Origin of the sequence: Halopseudomonas salegens, assembly GCF_900105655.1 — a bacterium.
GTDB classification, from domain to species: domain Bacteria; phylum Pseudomonadota; class Gammaproteobacteria; order Pseudomonadales; family Pseudomonadaceae; genus Halopseudomonas; species Halopseudomonas salegens.
Genome location: NZ_LT629787.1, coordinates 1,733,626 through 1,748,945 on the forward strand (window position 1 = coordinate 1,733,626; position 15,320 = coordinate 1,748,945).

12 protein-coding genes are annotated in these 15,320 nt (G+C 58.1%); 6 read left to right on the forward strand and 6 right to left on the reverse strand.

The genetic code is table 11. From position 1 onward, the window contains the following. Positions 1-63: 63 nt before the first annotated feature. Genes metH through BLU07_RS07840 form a run of 3 tightly spaced genes read left to right on the forward strand, consistent with a single transcriptional unit; the run spans position 64 to position 5,363 of the window. Positions 64-3,756, forward strand: a complete 3,693-nt coding sequence (metH, locus tag BLU07_RS07830) for a methionine synthase (RefSeq protein WP_092385767.1) — start codon at positions 64-66, stop codon at positions 3,754-3,756. A gap of 6 nt (positions 3,757-3,762) precedes the next feature. Further along, a complete protein-coding gene (locus tag BLU07_RS07835; protein ID WP_092385769.1) occupies positions 3,763-5,097 on the forward strand; it encodes an MATE family efflux transporter in 1,335 nt (444 codons plus the stop codon). A 32-nt stretch (positions 5,098-5,129) separates the two neighbouring features. Next, a complete protein-coding gene (locus BLU07_RS07840; RefSeq protein ID WP_172830102.1) occupies positions 5,130-5,363 on the forward strand; it encodes a DUF2970 domain-containing protein in 234 nt (77 codons plus the stop codon). Positions 5,364-5,458: 95 nt separating this feature from the next. On the opposite strand, the gene BLU07_RS17965 is transcribed toward BLU07_RS07840, so the two are convergent. Then, complete coding sequence (locus tag BLU07_RS17965) at positions 5,459-5,593, reverse strand: hypothetical protein (RefSeq protein ID WP_269434160.1); 135 nt, start codon at positions 5,591-5,593, stop codon at positions 5,459-5,461. A 308-nt stretch (positions 5,594-5,901) separates the two neighbouring features. Here BLU07_RS17965 and BLU07_RS07845 point away from each other — a divergent pair, with 308 nt between their 5' ends. Both BLU07_RS07845 and BLU07_RS07850 read left to right on the forward strand, forming a co-directional pair. Continuing rightward, complete coding sequence (locus tag BLU07_RS07845) at positions 5,902-7,560, forward strand: nitrite/sulfite reductase (protein ID WP_092385773.1); 1,659 nt, start codon at positions 5,902-5,904, stop codon at positions 7,558-7,560. Next, positions 7,544-8,041, forward strand: coding sequence for a DUF934 domain-containing protein (locus BLU07_RS07850; protein WP_092385775.1), 498 nt, complete (start codon positions 7,544-7,546; stop codon positions 8,039-8,041). Before BLU07_RS07845 ends, BLU07_RS07850 begins: the two co-directional genes overlap by 17 nt. A 58-nt stretch (positions 8,042-8,099) precedes the next feature. Here the strand turns inward: BLU07_RS07850 and BLU07_RS07855 are convergent, their stop codons facing one another. The 3 genes from BLU07_RS07855 to BLU07_RS07865 all read right to left on the reverse strand — a co-directional run bounded on the left by BLU07_RS07855 (position 8,100) and on the right by BLU07_RS07865 (position 10,326). Further along, the gene (locus BLU07_RS07855) at positions 8,100-8,678 is read right to left on the reverse strand and encodes a DUF1285 domain-containing protein (RefSeq protein ID WP_092385777.1); all 579 of its coding nucleotides are present in this window, start codon (positions 8,676-8,678) and stop codon (positions 8,100-8,102) included. A 124-nt stretch (positions 8,679-8,802) separates the two neighbouring features. Beyond that, positions 8,803-9,408 carry a DUF4823 domain-containing protein gene (locus BLU07_RS07860; RefSeq protein ID WP_092385779.1) on the reverse strand — a complete coding sequence of 202 codons (606 nt, stop codon included), beginning with the start codon at positions 9,406-9,408 and terminating at the stop codon, positions 8,803-8,805. 24 nt (positions 9,409-9,432) lie between these two features. Beyond that, positions 9,433-10,326 (reverse strand): radical SAM protein, encoded by an 894-nt coding sequence (locus BLU07_RS07865; protein ID WP_092385781.1) that lies wholly within the window; start codon positions 10,324-10,326, stop codon positions 9,433-9,435. A 306-nt stretch (positions 10,327-10,632) separates the two neighbouring features. On the opposite strand from BLU07_RS07865, the gene BLU07_RS07870 reads away from it, so the two are divergent. Further along, positions 10,633-12,336, forward strand: coding sequence for a carboxylesterase/lipase family protein (locus BLU07_RS07870; RefSeq protein ID WP_157719125.1), 1,704 nt, complete (start codon positions 10,633-10,635; stop codon positions 12,334-12,336). Between the two features lie 73 nt (positions 12,337-12,409). Here BLU07_RS07870 and BLU07_RS07875 read toward each other — a convergent pair whose 3' ends face one another. Both BLU07_RS07875 and BLU07_RS07880 read right to left on the reverse strand, forming a co-directional pair. Beyond that, positions 12,410-13,036, reverse strand: coding sequence for a TetR/AcrR family transcriptional regulator (locus tag BLU07_RS07875; protein WP_092385785.1), 627 nt, complete (start codon positions 13,034-13,036; stop codon positions 12,410-12,412). Between the two features lie 147 nt (positions 13,037-13,183). Beyond that, positions 13,184-15,181, reverse strand: coding sequence for an AMP-binding protein (locus tag BLU07_RS07880; protein ID WP_172830103.1), 1,998 nt, complete (start codon positions 15,179-15,181; stop codon positions 13,184-13,186). Positions 15,182-15,320 lie beyond the last annotated feature (139 nt).

Consider the following 15,320-nt stretch of genomic DNA (forward strand, 5'->3'; position numbering starts at 1 on the left):
AGCCCGGCGGCGCATTCTGCTATGATTGTCGGCTTTTCAAGTGGTCCCTGCCCCGGAGTCTCCATGTCTGACCTCAATACTCGTCTTGCCGCCCTGAATGAGGCCCTGCGCCAGCGCATCCTGATCCTTGACGGTGGCATGGGCACACTGATCCAGAGTTACAAGTTCGAAGAAGAGGATTACCGTGGCGAGCGCTTTGCCGATTGGCCGAGCGACCTGAAGGGCAACAACGACCTGTTGATTCTGACGCGCCCGGAAGCCGTTGGCGACATGCACAAGGCCTACCTGGATGCCGGGGCCGATATTGTTGAAACCAACACCTTCAACTCGACCCAGGTATCCCAGGCTGACTATGGCATGCAGGAGCTGGCCTATGAGTTGAACCTGGAAGGCGCGCGTCTGGCCCGTCGGGTATGCGATGAAAAGACCGCACAAACACCGGAGCGTCCGCGCTTTGTTGCCGGCGTACTGGGGCCGACCAGCCGTACCTGTTCGATCTCGCCGGATGTCAACAACCCCGGCTTCCGCAATGTCACGTTTGATCAACTGGTGGACGATTACATCAACTCCACCCGGGGCTTGCTCGAAGGCGGCGCCGATCTGATTCTGATCGAAACCATTTTCGATACCCTGAATGCCAAAGCGGCCATTTTCGCCGTGCAGCAGGTGTTCGAAGACACCGGTATCGAATTGCCGATCATGATCTCCGGTACCATTACCGACGCTTCCGGCCGTACCCTGTCGGGTCAGACCACCGAAGCCTTCTGGAACTCGGTTCGCCACGCCAACCCCCTGTCAGTCGGCCTCAACTGCGCCCTGGGTGCCAGCGAGCTGCGGCCTTATCTGGAAGAGCTGTCGAACAAGGCCGAAACGCATGTATCGGCGCACCCGAATGCCGGCCTGCCCAATGCCTTTGGTGAATACGACGAAACACCGGCAGAAACCGCCGCAGTAATTGAAGAATTTGCCGCCGCCGGCTTTCTCAATATCATTGGCGGCTGCTGCGGCACCACGCCGGCGCACATTCAGGCGATTGCCGAAACCGTTGCCCGGTTCCCGCCGCGCCCGGTTCCCGAGATTCCCCGTGCCTGCCGGCTGTCCGGCCTGGAACCTTTCACCATCGACCGCAATTCGCTGTTCGTCAATGTCGGTGAGCGCACCAACATTACCGGCAGCGCCCGTTTTGCCCGTCTGATCCGTGAGGACAACTACACCGAAGCACTGGAAGTGGCGTTGCAACAGGTGGAAGCCGGTGCCCAGATCATCGACATCAATATGGATGAGGGCATGCTGGATTCGCAGGCGGCCATGGTCACCTTCCTGAACCTGATTGCCGGCGAGCCGGACATTGCCCGCGTGCCGATCATGATCGACTCCTCCAAATGGGATGTGATTGAAGCCGGCCTCAAGTGCATTCAGGGCAAGGGCATCGTCAACTCGATTTCGATGAAGGAAGGCGTTGAGCAGTTCAAGCAGCAGGCGCGGCTGTGCAAGCGCTATGGCGCCGCCGTCGTGGTCATGGCCTTTGACGAACAGGGCCAGGCCGACACCGAAGCGCGCAAGAAAGAAATTTGCGAGCGCTCTTATCGCATTCTCGTCGATGATGTCGGCTTTCCGCCGGAAGATATCATTTTCGACCCCAACATCTTTGCCATCGCCACCGGCATTGACGAGCACAACAATTACGCGGTCGACTTTATCAACGCCTGTGCCTTCATTCGTGACGAATTGCCCTATGCACTGACCTCCGGTGGCGTGTCCAACGTGTCTTTCTCCTTCCGCGGCAACAATCCGGTGCGCGAGGCGATTCACTCGGTGTTCCTGTTCCACGCGATCAAGAACGGCCTGAGCATGGGTATCGTCAATGCCGGCCAGCTGGAAATCTATGACGAGATTCCTGCCGAATTGCGCGAAAAAGTTGAAGACGTGGTCCTCAACCGCACGTCGGAAGGCACCGAAGCGCTGCTGGCGATTGCCGACGACTACAAGGGCGACGGCAGCGTCAAGGAAGCAGAGACCGAGGAATGGCGCAGCTGGGACGTGGAAAAACGCCTGGAGCATTCGCTGGTCAAAGGCATTACCACCTTTATCATTGACGATACTGAAGAATGCCGCCAACGCATGAATCGCCCGATCGAGGTGATTGAAGGGCCGCTGATGTCGGGCATGAACGTAGTCGGTGACCTCTTTGGTGCCGGCAAGATGTTCCTGCCCCAGGTGGTCAAGTCCGCCCGGGTAATGAAACAGGCTGTCGCTCACCTGATTCCCTTTATCGAAGAAGAGAAAGGCGAAAACCCTGAAGCCAAGGGCAAGATCCTGATGGCCACGGTGAAAGGCGACGTGCATGACATCGGCAAGAATATTGTCGGCGTGGTACTTGGCTGTAACGGCTATGACGTCGTCGATATGGGCGTCATGGTGCCGGCGGACAAGATCCTGAAAACCGCCATCGAGGAAAAGGTCGACATCATCGGCCTGTCCGGCCTGATCACGCCGTCACTGGATGAAATGGTTCACGTCGCCAAGGAAATGCAGCGTCAGGGCTTCAAGATTCCCTTGATGATCGGTGGTGCAACCACTTCCAAGGCCCATACAGCGGTGAAAATCGACCCGCAATACAGCAATGATGCCGTGATTTACGTCACCGACGCCTCACGCGCAGTGGGCGTGGCCACCAGCCTGTTGTCGAAAGAAATCAAACCGGATTACATCAGCAAGATCCGCGAGGAATACGGTGTGGTGCGTGAGCGCACCGCCAACCGCAGTGCGCGCACCGAACGCCTGCCCTACCCCGAAGCGGTAGCCAACCGGCTGAATCTGGACTGGCAACGCTATCATCCGCCGGCGCCGACCTTTACCGGGGTGCGCACGCTGGAGGATATCGACCTGCGTGAACTGGTCGAGTATATCGATTGGACGCCCTTCTTTATTTCCTGGGATCTGTCGGGTAAATACCCGCGCATCCTGCAGGATGAGGTCGTCGGTGAAGCAGCGCGTAGCCTGTTCGATGATGCACAGGAGATGCTGCACAAACTGGTCTCGGAAAAACTGATCAGGGCCAAGGCACTGGTCGGTTTCTGGCCGGCCAACCAGGTCAATGCCGACGACATCGAGCTATTCGACAGTGACGGACAGCCGCTGACGACCCTGCACCATTTGCGTCAGCAGGGTATCAATCCTGAAGGCAAACCCAACCTCTGTCTGGCCGACTTTGTGGCGCCGAAAGAGACCGGGCTGACCGACTACGTCGGCGGTTTTATCACCACCGCCGGTATCGGCGCGGAAGAGCTGGCGAAAAGCTACGAGAACAAGGACGATGATTACAACGCCATCATGGTCAAAGCCCTGGCCGATCGACTGGCTGAAGCCTGCGCCGAATGGCTGCACGCCAAGGTACGTCGCGAACTCTGGGGCTACGCCCCTGATGAAAAGATGGACAACGACTCCCTGATCCGCGAGAAGTACCGCGGTATTCGACCGGCGCCCGGCTACCCTGCCTGCCCCGATCATACGGAAAAAGGCACGTTGTTCGAGCTGCTCGATCCTGACAACAACTGCGGCGTCACCCTGACCGAGCACTTTGCCATGTTCCCCACTGCCGCGGTCAGCGGCTGGTATTTTGCCCACCCTGACAGCAAATACTTCGCTGTCGGCAAGATCGAACGTGACCAGGTCGAAAGCTACAGCACCCGCAAAGCGCAGGATATCGCCGTCAGTGAACGCTGGCTGTCTCCCAATCTTGGATACGACGCCTGAGGCCTGATGACCTTCCTTCCCGCCCGTGATCGGTTGCGCACCATAACCTGGTTGGGCCTGCCGATCATGGGCGGCATGCTCAGCCAGAGCCTGCTCAATCTGGTCGACGCTGCCATGGTCGGCAGTCTGGGCAAGGAAGCACTGGCCGGGGTCGGCCTGGGCAGTTACGTCAACTTCATGGCCATCGCACTGATTATGGGGCTTGGGGCCGGGGTGCAGGCCATGGTCGCTCGCCGGCGTGGCGAAGGTGCCGAACAGCAGATAGCCGCGCCTTTGAACGAAGGTTTGCTGATTGCCCTGATCGCGGCCATTCCACTGACCCTGATCGGCTGGTTCAATGCCGACCACATCATCGGCTTTCTTTCCGACGACCCTGCTGTCGTGGCACTCGGCAGTGACTATTTCCAGTGGCGCAGCCTGGCCATTGTTGCCGTTGGCTTCAACTTCGCGTTTCGCGGCTACTGGAATGGTACGCGCCAGTCGGGGCTTTATCTGCAGATCCTGATTCTGATGCACCTGGCCAATGTAGCCATCAGTTACGGGCTGATTTTCGGCCACTTCGGGCTGCCGGAAATGGGGGCCGAAGGCTCCGGTCTGGGTACCTGTATTGCCATGTTCATTGGTTGCGGGCTGTATTTCGTGATGACCCTCAAGCGCGGCCGCCAACATGGCTTCCTGCAGGCCCGACCACGCTCCCGCGAGCTGAAAAGCATGCTGCGCCTGTCGGTTCCCAACTCGCTGCAGCAGTTCTTTTTTGCCACCGGGATTACCACCCTGTTCTGGATCATCGCCCAGGTCGGTACCGCCGAACTGGCGATTGCACATATCCTCATCAACCTGGCGCTGCTCTTGATCCTGCCCGGCGTCGGCCTGGGCATGGCCGCCACCACGCTGGTCAGCCAGAGCCTGGGGGCTGACAAAGCCGAAGAAGCCTATCGCTGGGGCTGGGATGTGGTTCGGGTTGCCGTTCTCGCGCTGTTCGTCATGGGTTTACCGTTCTGGCTCATGCCGGAACTGGTACTGCGGCTATTTACCCAGGACCCGGACCTGCTCGTCCTCGGCCAATGGCCGTTGCGAATAACCGGGATCGGCATGACTCTGGATGCCACTGCACTGGTACTGACCCAGGCGCTGCTGGGCGCGGGTGCCAGCCGCACAGTGATGCTGGTCAACCTGGGTAGCCAGTGGCTGCTGTTTCTGCCGCTGGCCTATCTGGCTGGCCCGGTGCTGGGAGGTGGCTTGCTGGTGATCTGGCTGATGCAGAGTTGCTACCGGGCGCTGACGTCCGTCATTTTCGCCATCATGTGGCGCCGACGGCATTGGGCGCAGATACGCATATAAGTTATGCTGACACGATTGACGAAGAGGTGATCATGCCCGAATCAACAGAAAACAGAGAGTCCGGCAAACAACCCATGCGCTTTCGCGACATGCTCTCCAGCGTGTTGATGGCCGCTCTGGGCGTGCAAAGCGAGAAAGCCCGGCAACGGGATTTCTCGCAGGGAAAACCCAGCCATTTCATTATACTGGGTGTCGGTTTTACCGCGTTGTTCGTGTTGATTGTGCTGGGCGTGGTCAAGCTGGTACTGAGCTTGAGTGGCATCTGACCGGCCAACGGCGTTGGCCACAGACGCAGCAAAGCAACCGCTCAACGCCTGGCGCGGGAGAGCGGTCGCGGGAAGAACCGGCGATCAAGCAGATGTTACTGCTGGGAAATCCAGAAAACAGCGGTAGCCACGGCGATCAGAATAATCACTACCGCAGCGAATGCATCTGCGTAGCTGTCGCCGTTATCGTCCTGCTCCAGCTCCTGGTTACGGATATCGTGGTCGCTCATGGTCGGTCCTCACTGTTATTGTTGTTGATTGCATCCGGGCAGCAAACCCGTAAACCACCAAGACTCAGGGTGGCTCTTGCGTAAAATACTGGTGCAGTAAAGCCCAGACGCGATAAAAACTCAACCCGGACGCGGTTGCGTACCCGGTAAACAGGCCAAAAACAGACACTTGGTTCTATCCATATAGATAAACATTACTTTTGTGCATATCCAAAAACTGGTAATGTCTGCGCGCCCGTGACATAGCCCCGGGATAGCCTGGTCGCTTACGAAAAGTTGGCCGCAGAGACCATCAACAGGTTGTCAGCATGTATATCTACGACGAGTATGATCAACGGATCGTTGAGGACCGCGTCAAGCAGTTCCGCGATCAGACACGCCGCTTTCTCGCCGGCGAACTGACCGAAAATGAATTCCTGCCGCTGCGCTTGCAGAACGGCCTCTACGTACAGCGTTATGCGCCGATGCTGCGCATTGCCGTGCCTTATGGTGTGCTCTCCGCCGAGCGTCTGCGCAAGCTGGCGTTTATCGCGCGTACCTATGACAAAGGCTATGCCCACCTGACTACCCGCCAGAACGTGCAGTTCAACTGGCCGGCACTGGAAGATGTGCCGGACATTCTGGCTCATCTGGCTGATGTGCAGATGCATGCGATCCAGACCAGCGGCAACTGCATCCGAAATACCACCACCGACCAGTTTGCGGGGGTTGCTGCCGACGAACTGTTAGACCCGCGCCCATGGTGCGAAATCATCCGTCAGTGGTCGACCTTCCATCCGGAGTTCGCCTATCTGCCGCGCAAGTTCAAGATTGCCGTCAACGGCGCCAGTGAAGACCGTGCAGCCATTGGCGTGCACGATATCGGCCTCAATGTGGTCAGGAACGACGCGGGCGAGATTGGCTTCCGTGTTCTGGTCGGTGGAGGCCTGGGCCGAACCCCGATTGTGGGTGCCGAAATCAACGCCTTCCTGCCCTGGCAGCACCTGCTGACCTATCTGGATGCCATTCTGCGTGTGTACAACCGTTACGGTCGTCGTGACAACAAGTACAAGGCGCGGATCAAGATTCTGGTCAAGGCACTCACGCCTGACGTCTTTGCCGAAAAAGTCGCCGCCGAATGGGCACACAGTAAAGATGGGCCAGCTACCCTGACCGAAGCCGAAGTCGCGCGCATCAGCAAACACTTCGTACTGCCTGCTTACGAAGCGTTCAGCGGCGATGATGCCGGCTACCTGACCAAGCGTGAAAGCGACAAGGGCTTCAACAACTGGTCACTGCGCAATGTGCACGCACACAAGGTTGCCGGCTACGCTGCTGTGACCCTGTCACTGAAGCCGACTGCCGTGGCGCCCGGTGATATCAGTGCCCAGCAACTGGAAGCCGCCGCCGACCTGGCCGAGCGTTTCAGCTTTGGCGAGATTCGCGTCAGTCACAACCAGAATCTGATTCTGCCGCACGTGCGTCAGGCCGACCTCTTCGCACTCTGGCAAGAGGCCCGGGAACATGGCTTCGCCACCCCGAACATCGGCCTGTTGACCGATATGATCTGCTGCCCGGGCGGTGACTTCTGCGCCCTGGCCAACGCCAAATCAATCCCGATTGCCGAAGCCATCCAGCGTGCCTTCGATGACCTTGATTACCTGCATGATATCGGTGATATCGACGTCAATATCTCCGGCTGCATGAATGCCTGTGGACACCACCACGTCGGCCATATCGGCGTATTGGGCGTAGACAAGAAAGGCCAGGAGTTCTATCAGGTATCACTCGGTGGCAACAGCGGCCGCAATGCAGCCATTGGCCAGATTCTCGGCCCATCCTTTGCTGCCGAACAGATGCCCCAGGTGGTCCAGCGCATCATCGATGTCTACCTGGAGCAACGCACTGCCGAAGAACTCTTTATCGACACCTATCAGCGGATAGGGATTGCCCCGTTCAAGGAGCGCGTCTATGCAACGAATCATTAAGGACCGCCAGGTCATCGACGAAAGCTGGCACCTGTTGCCGAAAGACGCCAGCCTCGACGGCCTGTCCAACAGCGACGACCTGATCGTTCCACTGGCCCTGTGGCAGGAACACAGCCATGCGCTGAAAGTGCGTGATGGCGGCCTGGGTATCTGGCTGGACAGCGACGAGGAAGTGGAAAACATTGTCGATGACCTGGCGCATTTTCAGGTCATCGCCCTCAACTTTCCGGTATTCAGTGACGGCCGGCACTACTCCAGTGCTCGCCTGCTGCGTGATCGTTTTGACTACCAGGGCGAACTGCGCGCCATCGGCGATGTGCTGCGTGACCAGCTGTTTTACTTACAGCGCTGTGGCTTCAACGCCTTTGCCATTCGCGAGGATCGCGACACTGAAGATGCCCTGCAAAGTCTGAATGACTTCTCCGAGGTATATCAGAGCGCCACTGACCAACCTGAACCACTGTTCCGACGGCGCGGCTGAAGAACCGGATTGCCTCCAGCCAGGCTACCCGCAAGGGCTAACCTGGCTGGAGACGCGATCAGAGCCCATCCAGGGGAAAAAATACCCCGCTACTCCACACTCCGGTTCGCTGCACACCATCCATTTCGCGCTCGACCGCCAGATCAACCAACTGATAAAACACGTTGCGGTGGATCAGCGCATCCAGATTGCTGCGGACTCGCACATAGGGCGCGGGCTCTGCGGAACTGCCGCGCAGCTCAACCCACAGAGGGTGCTCTGAGTCAGCGGTAACGCTGTCGTCCAGATTGGTCGTAAAGTTCAGGCTTTGCTGCTCGCCCTGCCCTTCAACAGTCAGCCGGGTAGCAACGAAAGGCGCGTCATCAACCTGAATCCCCCAGCGCTCCACAGGCGTTACCAGATAGTAACGCCCAGCGTCCGCATCGAATTTCAGAATACCGGCAAAGAGCTGTACCAGGGGCTTGCGCCTGATGGGATCACCTTCGTGATACCAGGTGCCGTCACGAGCGATGTGCATATCCATTTCACCGCTCAACGGCGGATCCCACAAATGCACCGGGGCTGGCTCGCGACGTTGCCCGCTGTCCGCTTGCGGAATACTGTCAAGCAGAGACTGCGGCGGTGGTGGTCGTTGCATAGAAATACTCCTTGATGCCGATCACTGTGCAAAAGTGCCGAACAATGATGGGGAGAATGGCTGTGGCAGCGCTGCAGGGTGAAAGACCCTGTCAACTCGCTCCAATATCCGCCGAGAACACTGCCTAGCGTGCAATAAGGCGATTCATGTAGTCATCCAGAGGGCGACGCAGAAGATCTTCGGGCTTTTGCTGATAGAACTGCAGAAAGCCGCCTCGGGTATGGATGACAGCATAGTCGACCTGACGACCACTGTTCACTTCGAACAGGGTCATCTGCAGAATAGCGCGATCGGTCCCCAGGTCACGAAACTGCCTGGATACCGACCAGTGTTCGCTACTGCCAACGGCATCCTTGGCCCGGGCAAAACGGGTATACAGCAAGTAATCGGCGTAATGCGACTGCGCCTCGGCCAGTGCCTGCTCAAGACCCAGGGGGTTCTCCGCCCGCCGCACGCGCGGAAAGACATTCACTGCCGCATAAAAAGCTTCTTCCGCCACCACATTGGGGCGTGCATAGGGGTTGTCCACCGGAAGAAAATGGCCCTGGGCAATATACAGCCGCGAATCCGGTTGCAGCGTCCAGTTCGCCGGGCGCTCCAGACGGTAGTGATTCATGGCCCCCATATCACCCAGATAGTGCCGCGAGGTCTTCTGCATGTCCGAAGGGCTGACACAGCCAGCCAGCATCACCGCACCAAGAACCACCAAACAACGCCAAATCCATCGCATAGCCAACTCTCCAGCTGTGCAGCTCTAGAGGCCGCGCATCCACTCCGGACGCAGACCAGCGGAAGCCGGAGTCTCCATCGCCGCGTGCACTTGTTGTAGCATACGCGCCTTGTCCGCGCCCAACACCCCTTTCAGCACCAGATAGTTGGACGCGTGGTCACTTCTGAACACGCTGTTGTCCAATTCCAGCGCGTCAAGCAGCAACGCCATTTCAGCAAACAGATCCTGCTGCTCCAGTGGTTCGAAGTCGGGGTACAGCGTCTTGAACCGGTCCATTCCCTGAGGAAAGCTGACTACCAGAGTAGACAGAAATTCCGGTTGTGTCTCATTGGCCAGGCGCGCCGAGTTCAGTGCATGCTGGCGGCTCAAACTGCGCCCGCCCAGGCCGTTGAGAATCATTACCGAGCGCTGCATACCGGCATCACCAGCCTTGTTCAGCGCCTCAATGGTGGAAGCGGCCGTCTCGCCTTTGTTGACGCGCTGCAGCACCTCGTCATCACCCGACTCGGCACCCACGTAGAGCATCGCCAGACCGGCTTCACGCAGCTCCTCCAGCTCGGCTACCGACTTGCGCTTGAGATTGCGTGGCAAGCAATAGGAGGTAACCCTTTCAACCGTTGGCATATGCTCACGAATGGCCTGCAGGATTCGCAGCAAGCGGTGGGTCGGCAGCACCATGGCATCGCCATCGGCCAGGAACACTCGCTGAACGATCAGGCGCTCGCCGCAACGGCGAATTTCATCCAGCACCTCACTTTCCTTGCGGGCGCGAAACTTTTTCTGTGGGGCCGTGTACATCTCGCAGAACGTGCACTGATTCCAGGAACAACCATTGGTGACCGGGAGAATCAGTGAGTGGGCTTCACTCGGTGGCCGGAAGACCGGCTCGATATAACTGACCGGAAGCTGATTGAGCATATCGCCGCGGCATCCTCGCTGAATTTAACTGCTCATTTTAGCCCTGGATAGCTGCAAATGGCCATCCCCTATATGGGCTTAGCGTAGCCAGACTTTTTCTCATATTGTATCAATTCAAGTCAGCTTGTCTGAGGAAGCCATGCATATCCAGACAATCACCCCCAGAGTGAGACAAGCCTGCCGAACAGCGCCTGCTACCCTGAGTAACAGGTCGTTTCAAGGGCTGCTTCTTCCATCAGGAGGATGAAGAGGCTTTGCACCGGCTTTCCTCAACAGGTCTTACCATTTCAGTCCAGGATAAGAACAATGCGCACACTAACCAACAAATCCGGGTTCGCTCTGACCAGCCTGTCCGCAATCATCCTCAGCGCCGCCCTGACCGGCTGCCTGTCCGGCTCCGGCTCTTCCGGCTCGGATGCTCCTCCGGTTGACCCCTTGACCATATCAACCCAGCAAGGTGACTTTTCCGGCATCAACCTGAACGGTGTCCGGGTCTTCCGCGGCATCCCCTATGCCCAACCACCTGTCAATGATTTGCGCTTTTCGGCCCCCCTCCCGGCCGAAAGCCATGACGGCGTCGTTGCTCTGTCAGAAGAATTCGGCAACATGTGCCCGCAGTCGGATATCAATACCGGAGCCGTTCAGGGTGACGAGGACTGCCTGTTCCTCAACGTCTACGCGCCCGAACAAGCTGCCGGCTTACCGGTAATGGTCTGGATTCACGGTGGCGCTTTCGTATTTGGCAATGGAGGTGGCGAATATGACCCCACTCGCCTGGTGGAGGAAGACGTCATTGTCGTCACGCTCAATTATCGCCTCGGCCATCTTGGTTTTCTCGCCCACCCGGAGCTGGGTGACGGGGATGGCAACTTTGGTCTGATGGATCAACAGCTGGCACTGCAATGGGTCAAAGACAACATCGCCGCATTTGGCGGCGACCCGGATACCGTCACCATTTTTGGCGAATCAGCCGGTGGTCACAGCGTCATGAGCCATATTGTTTCTCCCAGTGCGCAGGAAAACGACCTGTTCCAGCGCGCCATCATCCAGAGCGGCTCCTATGCACAGGACCAGGTCCCGCTCGCCCAGGGCCAGCAGATTGGTCTGGGGGTTGAAGGTGCCGCCCGGGCAACCTTTGCCGACGTCTGCGCCGAACAGACTGCCGCAGATTGTTTGCGCGCGCTGACGCCCACGCAGGTCCTGGCTCTGCAGGGATCACAGTCCATACCAACGGCCGGCGGCAATTTCCTCCCCCGCTCGATTGCCCAAGGTCTTTCAAGCGGCCAGATTGACAACAATCTGGATATCATGATTGGCAACAATCAGGACGAAGGCACGCTCTTCGTTGCGCTGGACGAGCTGACCAACAACCTGACCTCTCTCGATGCCATGGGAATCGGCGAGTACCGCAACCGGGTAGCTGATTTCTTTGCGCCCTACCTGGCGGTAGTGCCCTTCGACGTTGAGCAGATTGGCGACGACTATCTCGCCCGCTATACAGGCAACCCGAGCCAGCTCTCCCTCGCCCTGTCAGCCATCTGGACTGATTTCATGTTCGCCTGCAACAGCCAGGCCCAGGCCGGCCTCTTTGCCGGGCAAAACATGAATACTTACCAGTACTGGTTCCGCGACACCAACGCACCCTGGACTCTGGTGCCACCGGCAGTACCCGTGCCCAATGTCGGCAACGTCCCCATCAGCTTCCCGCTGGGGGCCACACACGCGGGTGAGATCCCCTATGTGCTCTACCCGGAAAGCATCATGCAGGATCGCTATACCGGCAATGAAGCAGAGCTCGATGACCTGGCAGCCAACATGGTCACCTTCTGGACCCAGTTCGCCAAATACGGTGACCCGAATGCCAGTGACGGTGCAACCCTTGAGTGGCCGCAAGTCAGCAGTGGAGAAATCATGCAGCTCGATACACCGCAACTGGAAACGGTTAGCGCCTCCGAGTTTGCTGGATATCACTACTGTGGCTACTGGGCCAACCCACCCCTGACACTGTAATTGTCCGGGTGTCGGAATAGCCCCACAAAAAACGCCGGCCTGAAAGGCCGGCGTTTTTGTATATCGATGCACCCTAATCCGTGCGCCGCTTGAAGCGGTTACCCATACGCACGCCGACATCAGTCAGAAATTGCATATAGCCTTCCTTGTCTTCAATAACCTCTTGCCAGAAGGGCGAGTGATACATCGCCATCGCCCCGTGCACCAGGGCCCAGGCAGCACAGTAATGGAAATAGGCCGGCACGTCTTCGAGCTTGCCTTCATCGATCCGCTGCTGGATAACCCCGGTGAGATGATTGAAATTTGAAGCGCGAATCTGGTGCAGTTTTTCCACCATGGCCGGCAGCTGGTGGCTTTTCACCAGCTTTTCTTCCAGACGGTCAAACAAGCGATAGCGCTCGGGATCACTCATGCGGAAGGCAAAATACTCTTTCGGCAAGGCAGCCTTGTCACGCTCGATAAGATTGGAATGCAACAGATCCGCCAGATCTCTCTCGTAATCCAGCATCAGGCGCAGAAATATTTCGGCCTTGGATTTGAAATGCTTGTAGATAGTCCCCTTGCCGATACCCACTTCATCGGCAATCATCTCAACGGTTACGCTGTCTTCACCATGCTGCAGAAACAGATTCAGTGCAGTATCAAGAATTTCCTGTTCCCGACGCCGGAACTCGCGTACTTTCCTGGATTCTTTTTGCATTGGCCTTCCCGGTTTAAAATCAGTATTCGGTCCAGTATATGCCAGCTGATGAAGTCTATGAACATTTTCTGACCAGGCAGGCACAATATGTTCTTTTCAACAACAAAGCGTTGTAAATAGAGGCATAATGGCGACCGCGTTCGCGCCTCAGGATTGCTTGCTGCCGGCAAACACATGTTCGGCATCCAGACTCAACAACGCCCGGTCAGGCTTGCCGATGGACAGCAAGGGCAAGTCGGCACTCAATACCCAATGCCTTGGCAGCTGCTCAACCGGCAGCAACTCGGACAACGCGGCTTCCAGCTCAGCCGCGTCGACCTGAAAATTGACTGGAACCACAAAGGCCACCCCCACGGCACCGCGTACCGCATCGCTGACCGATACCACAACAGCCTGCACCACTTGATCAAGTGATTCCAACGCCTCCTCGATCACCTCCGGCACCACCTCCTGCCCGACCGACAGAAAACGCCCGGCCAGGCGCCCCTGCAAACGCAGTGTTCCCGCCGCATCCGCTACTGCTAGGTCTCCTGAATGCAGCCAGCCATCCGGCGTCAACACCGCCTGGGTCGACTGCGGATCGCGCCAATAGGCCAACATGCGCCAGTCACGCGGCAACTGGATTTCACCCGCCGCCCCCTCGGGCACATCCAGCCCCAGCTCATCCACCAGGCGCGCCCGGATACCCGGCAATATCCGCCCGACCGACTCGCTCAGTTCAGGCGCTGCCAGCCCCGGTGGCGACAAGCTGCACAGAGAGACACCTTCACTGAGGCCATAGCCCCTTTGCACGATGGCACCGGTTTTCAGTAGACGCCGACACAGTTCAGTCCCCGGGCGCTCGGCAATCAATACAATACGCTGCAAGGCACTGAAATCGGAATGGGCCCAACGCTTGTCGGCCAGCAGACGAACACACCAGGCAGGCACCCCGATCAGAACGCTGATAGCCTCACCACTGATGGTCGCCAACACCTTGGCTGGTTTGTTGACAGGCTGAAACACCAGCTTCGCGCCAACCCATTGCGCCGCCGCACAGGTGTCCAGCAAACCGCTCAAATGGCCCATGGGCAAGTGGCACAGCATCCGGCTCCTGGCCGTCAGATCCAGCCCGCGGGAAATTTCCGCCGCCATGCGCAACAGCGTCGCTTCGCTGTGCAATACCCCCTTGGGCTCACCACTCGAGCCAGGGGTGAACACCAGCAAACGCGCATCACGGGTATCCAGCAACGCGTTTTCCGGGTGAGGTGTTTGCGCCGCACGGCACTGTACAGCGGCAATCGCAGCGGCCAACTGCGGCAGCGCTACCTCTACCGTCGACCACTGCAACAAACCTGGTTGTTCGGTCAGTCGCGGCTCAGCCAGTAAATCCATAATCAATGCCGGATCAGCCTGGGCAATCTGAGTCGTCAAGGTTGTGTCCCGACCAGCCGGGTCCAGCGCCACATAGATGGCATCACAGGCGCAGCATGCCAGAAACAGCGCCCAGGGTTCTGGTCGCGGACTGGCCAACACCGCGACCCGGTCACCCGGCCGGATACCAGCCTGGCGCAACGCTGACGCCAGCTGCTGAACCTCGCGCCAGACCTGGTTATGCGTAAACGTCTGCTCAGCCAGCGTCCAGGCGGGTTTGTCCGGTCTGCTTGCGGCCAGCTGCTGCAGCACCTCGGTCCAGCGAGAAACGCCTGCTGTCGTCAGATTGCTGTTGATCGGTGCTGGAATGGGTTGCCGATAGAACAACCAGTCTGCAGCCAGGACTACATTGCCCTGGTCATCCTCCAGCTCGACCGCCAGCTTCAAACGTATGCCTCCACGTGGATGCGGGGTCTTCTCTCGGCTATTGACGCGAGCGCGAACTGCACGCCCGACAACCAGTGGATGCAGAAAACGCAAACGGTCAAAACCATAATTGAGTGAATGGTTGATGTCGTAGTGGTCATCGTCACCAATGTCCTGACACAGCTGAATCAACAGCGCGACCTGCAAGAAGCCCTGCACGATAGCACCGCCATAAGGCATCTCTCGGGCGGCACGATCATCGTCGCAATGCACCCATTCCGCAAAGCCATCGCCGGTCGTCAACGCATGCTGATTGACCATTTGCCGGGTCACGGTCAACCAACGGGATTGCTCGGGTGCGGCCATTGCCGTTCTCCTTTTTGTTGTTGGCATTCAGAACCTGTTGCGGAACAAGCCTTCGCAACGGCATTGCCAGCCCCACAACCGGGCAACCAGCCTGCGACGGGAGCCTGACTGAGGAGCCCTGATTTTGGCACGCGAGGCC

Coding starts and splice junctions, on each gene's coding strand:
- metH (WP_092385767.1), top strand. CDS start 64: ATGTCTGACCTCAATACTCGTCTTGCCGCCCTGAATGAGGCCCTGCGC.
- BLU07_RS07835 (WP_092385769.1), top strand. CDS start 3,763: ATGACCTTCCTTCCCGCCCGTGATCGGTTGCGCACCATAACCTGGTTG.
- BLU07_RS07840 (WP_172830102.1), top strand. CDS start 5,130: ATGCCCGAATCAACAGAAAACAGAGAGTCCGGCAAACAACCCATGCGC.
- BLU07_RS17965 (WP_269434160.1), bottom strand. CDS start 5,593: ATGAGCGACCACGATATCCGTAACCAGGAGCTGGAGCAGGACGATAAC.
- BLU07_RS07845 (WP_092385773.1), top strand. CDS start 5,902: ATGTATATCTACGACGAGTATGATCAACGGATCGTTGAGGACCGCGTC.
- BLU07_RS07850 (WP_092385775.1), top strand. CDS start 7,544: ATGCAACGAATCATTAAGGACCGCCAGGTCATCGACGAAAGCTGGCAC.
- BLU07_RS07855 (WP_092385777.1), bottom strand. CDS start 8,678: ATGCAACGACCACCACCGCCGCAGTCTCTGCTTGACAGTATTCCGCAA.
- BLU07_RS07860 (WP_092385779.1), bottom strand. CDS start 9,408: ATGCGATGGATTTGGCGTTGTTTGGTGGTTCTTGGTGCGGTGATGCTG.
- BLU07_RS07865 (WP_092385781.1), bottom strand. CDS start 10,326: ATGCTCAATCAGCTTCCGGTCAGTTATATCGAGCCGGTCTTCCGGCCA.
- BLU07_RS07870 (WP_157719125.1), top strand. CDS start 10,633: ATGCGCACACTAACCAACAAATCCGGGTTCGCTCTGACCAGCCTGTCC.
- BLU07_RS07875 (WP_092385785.1), bottom strand. CDS start 13,036: ATGCAAAAAGAATCCAGGAAAGTACGCGAGTTCCGGCGTCGGGAACAG.
- BLU07_RS07880 (WP_172830103.1), bottom strand. CDS start 15,181: ATGGCCGCACCCGAGCAATCCCGTTGGTTGACCGTGACCCGGCAAATG.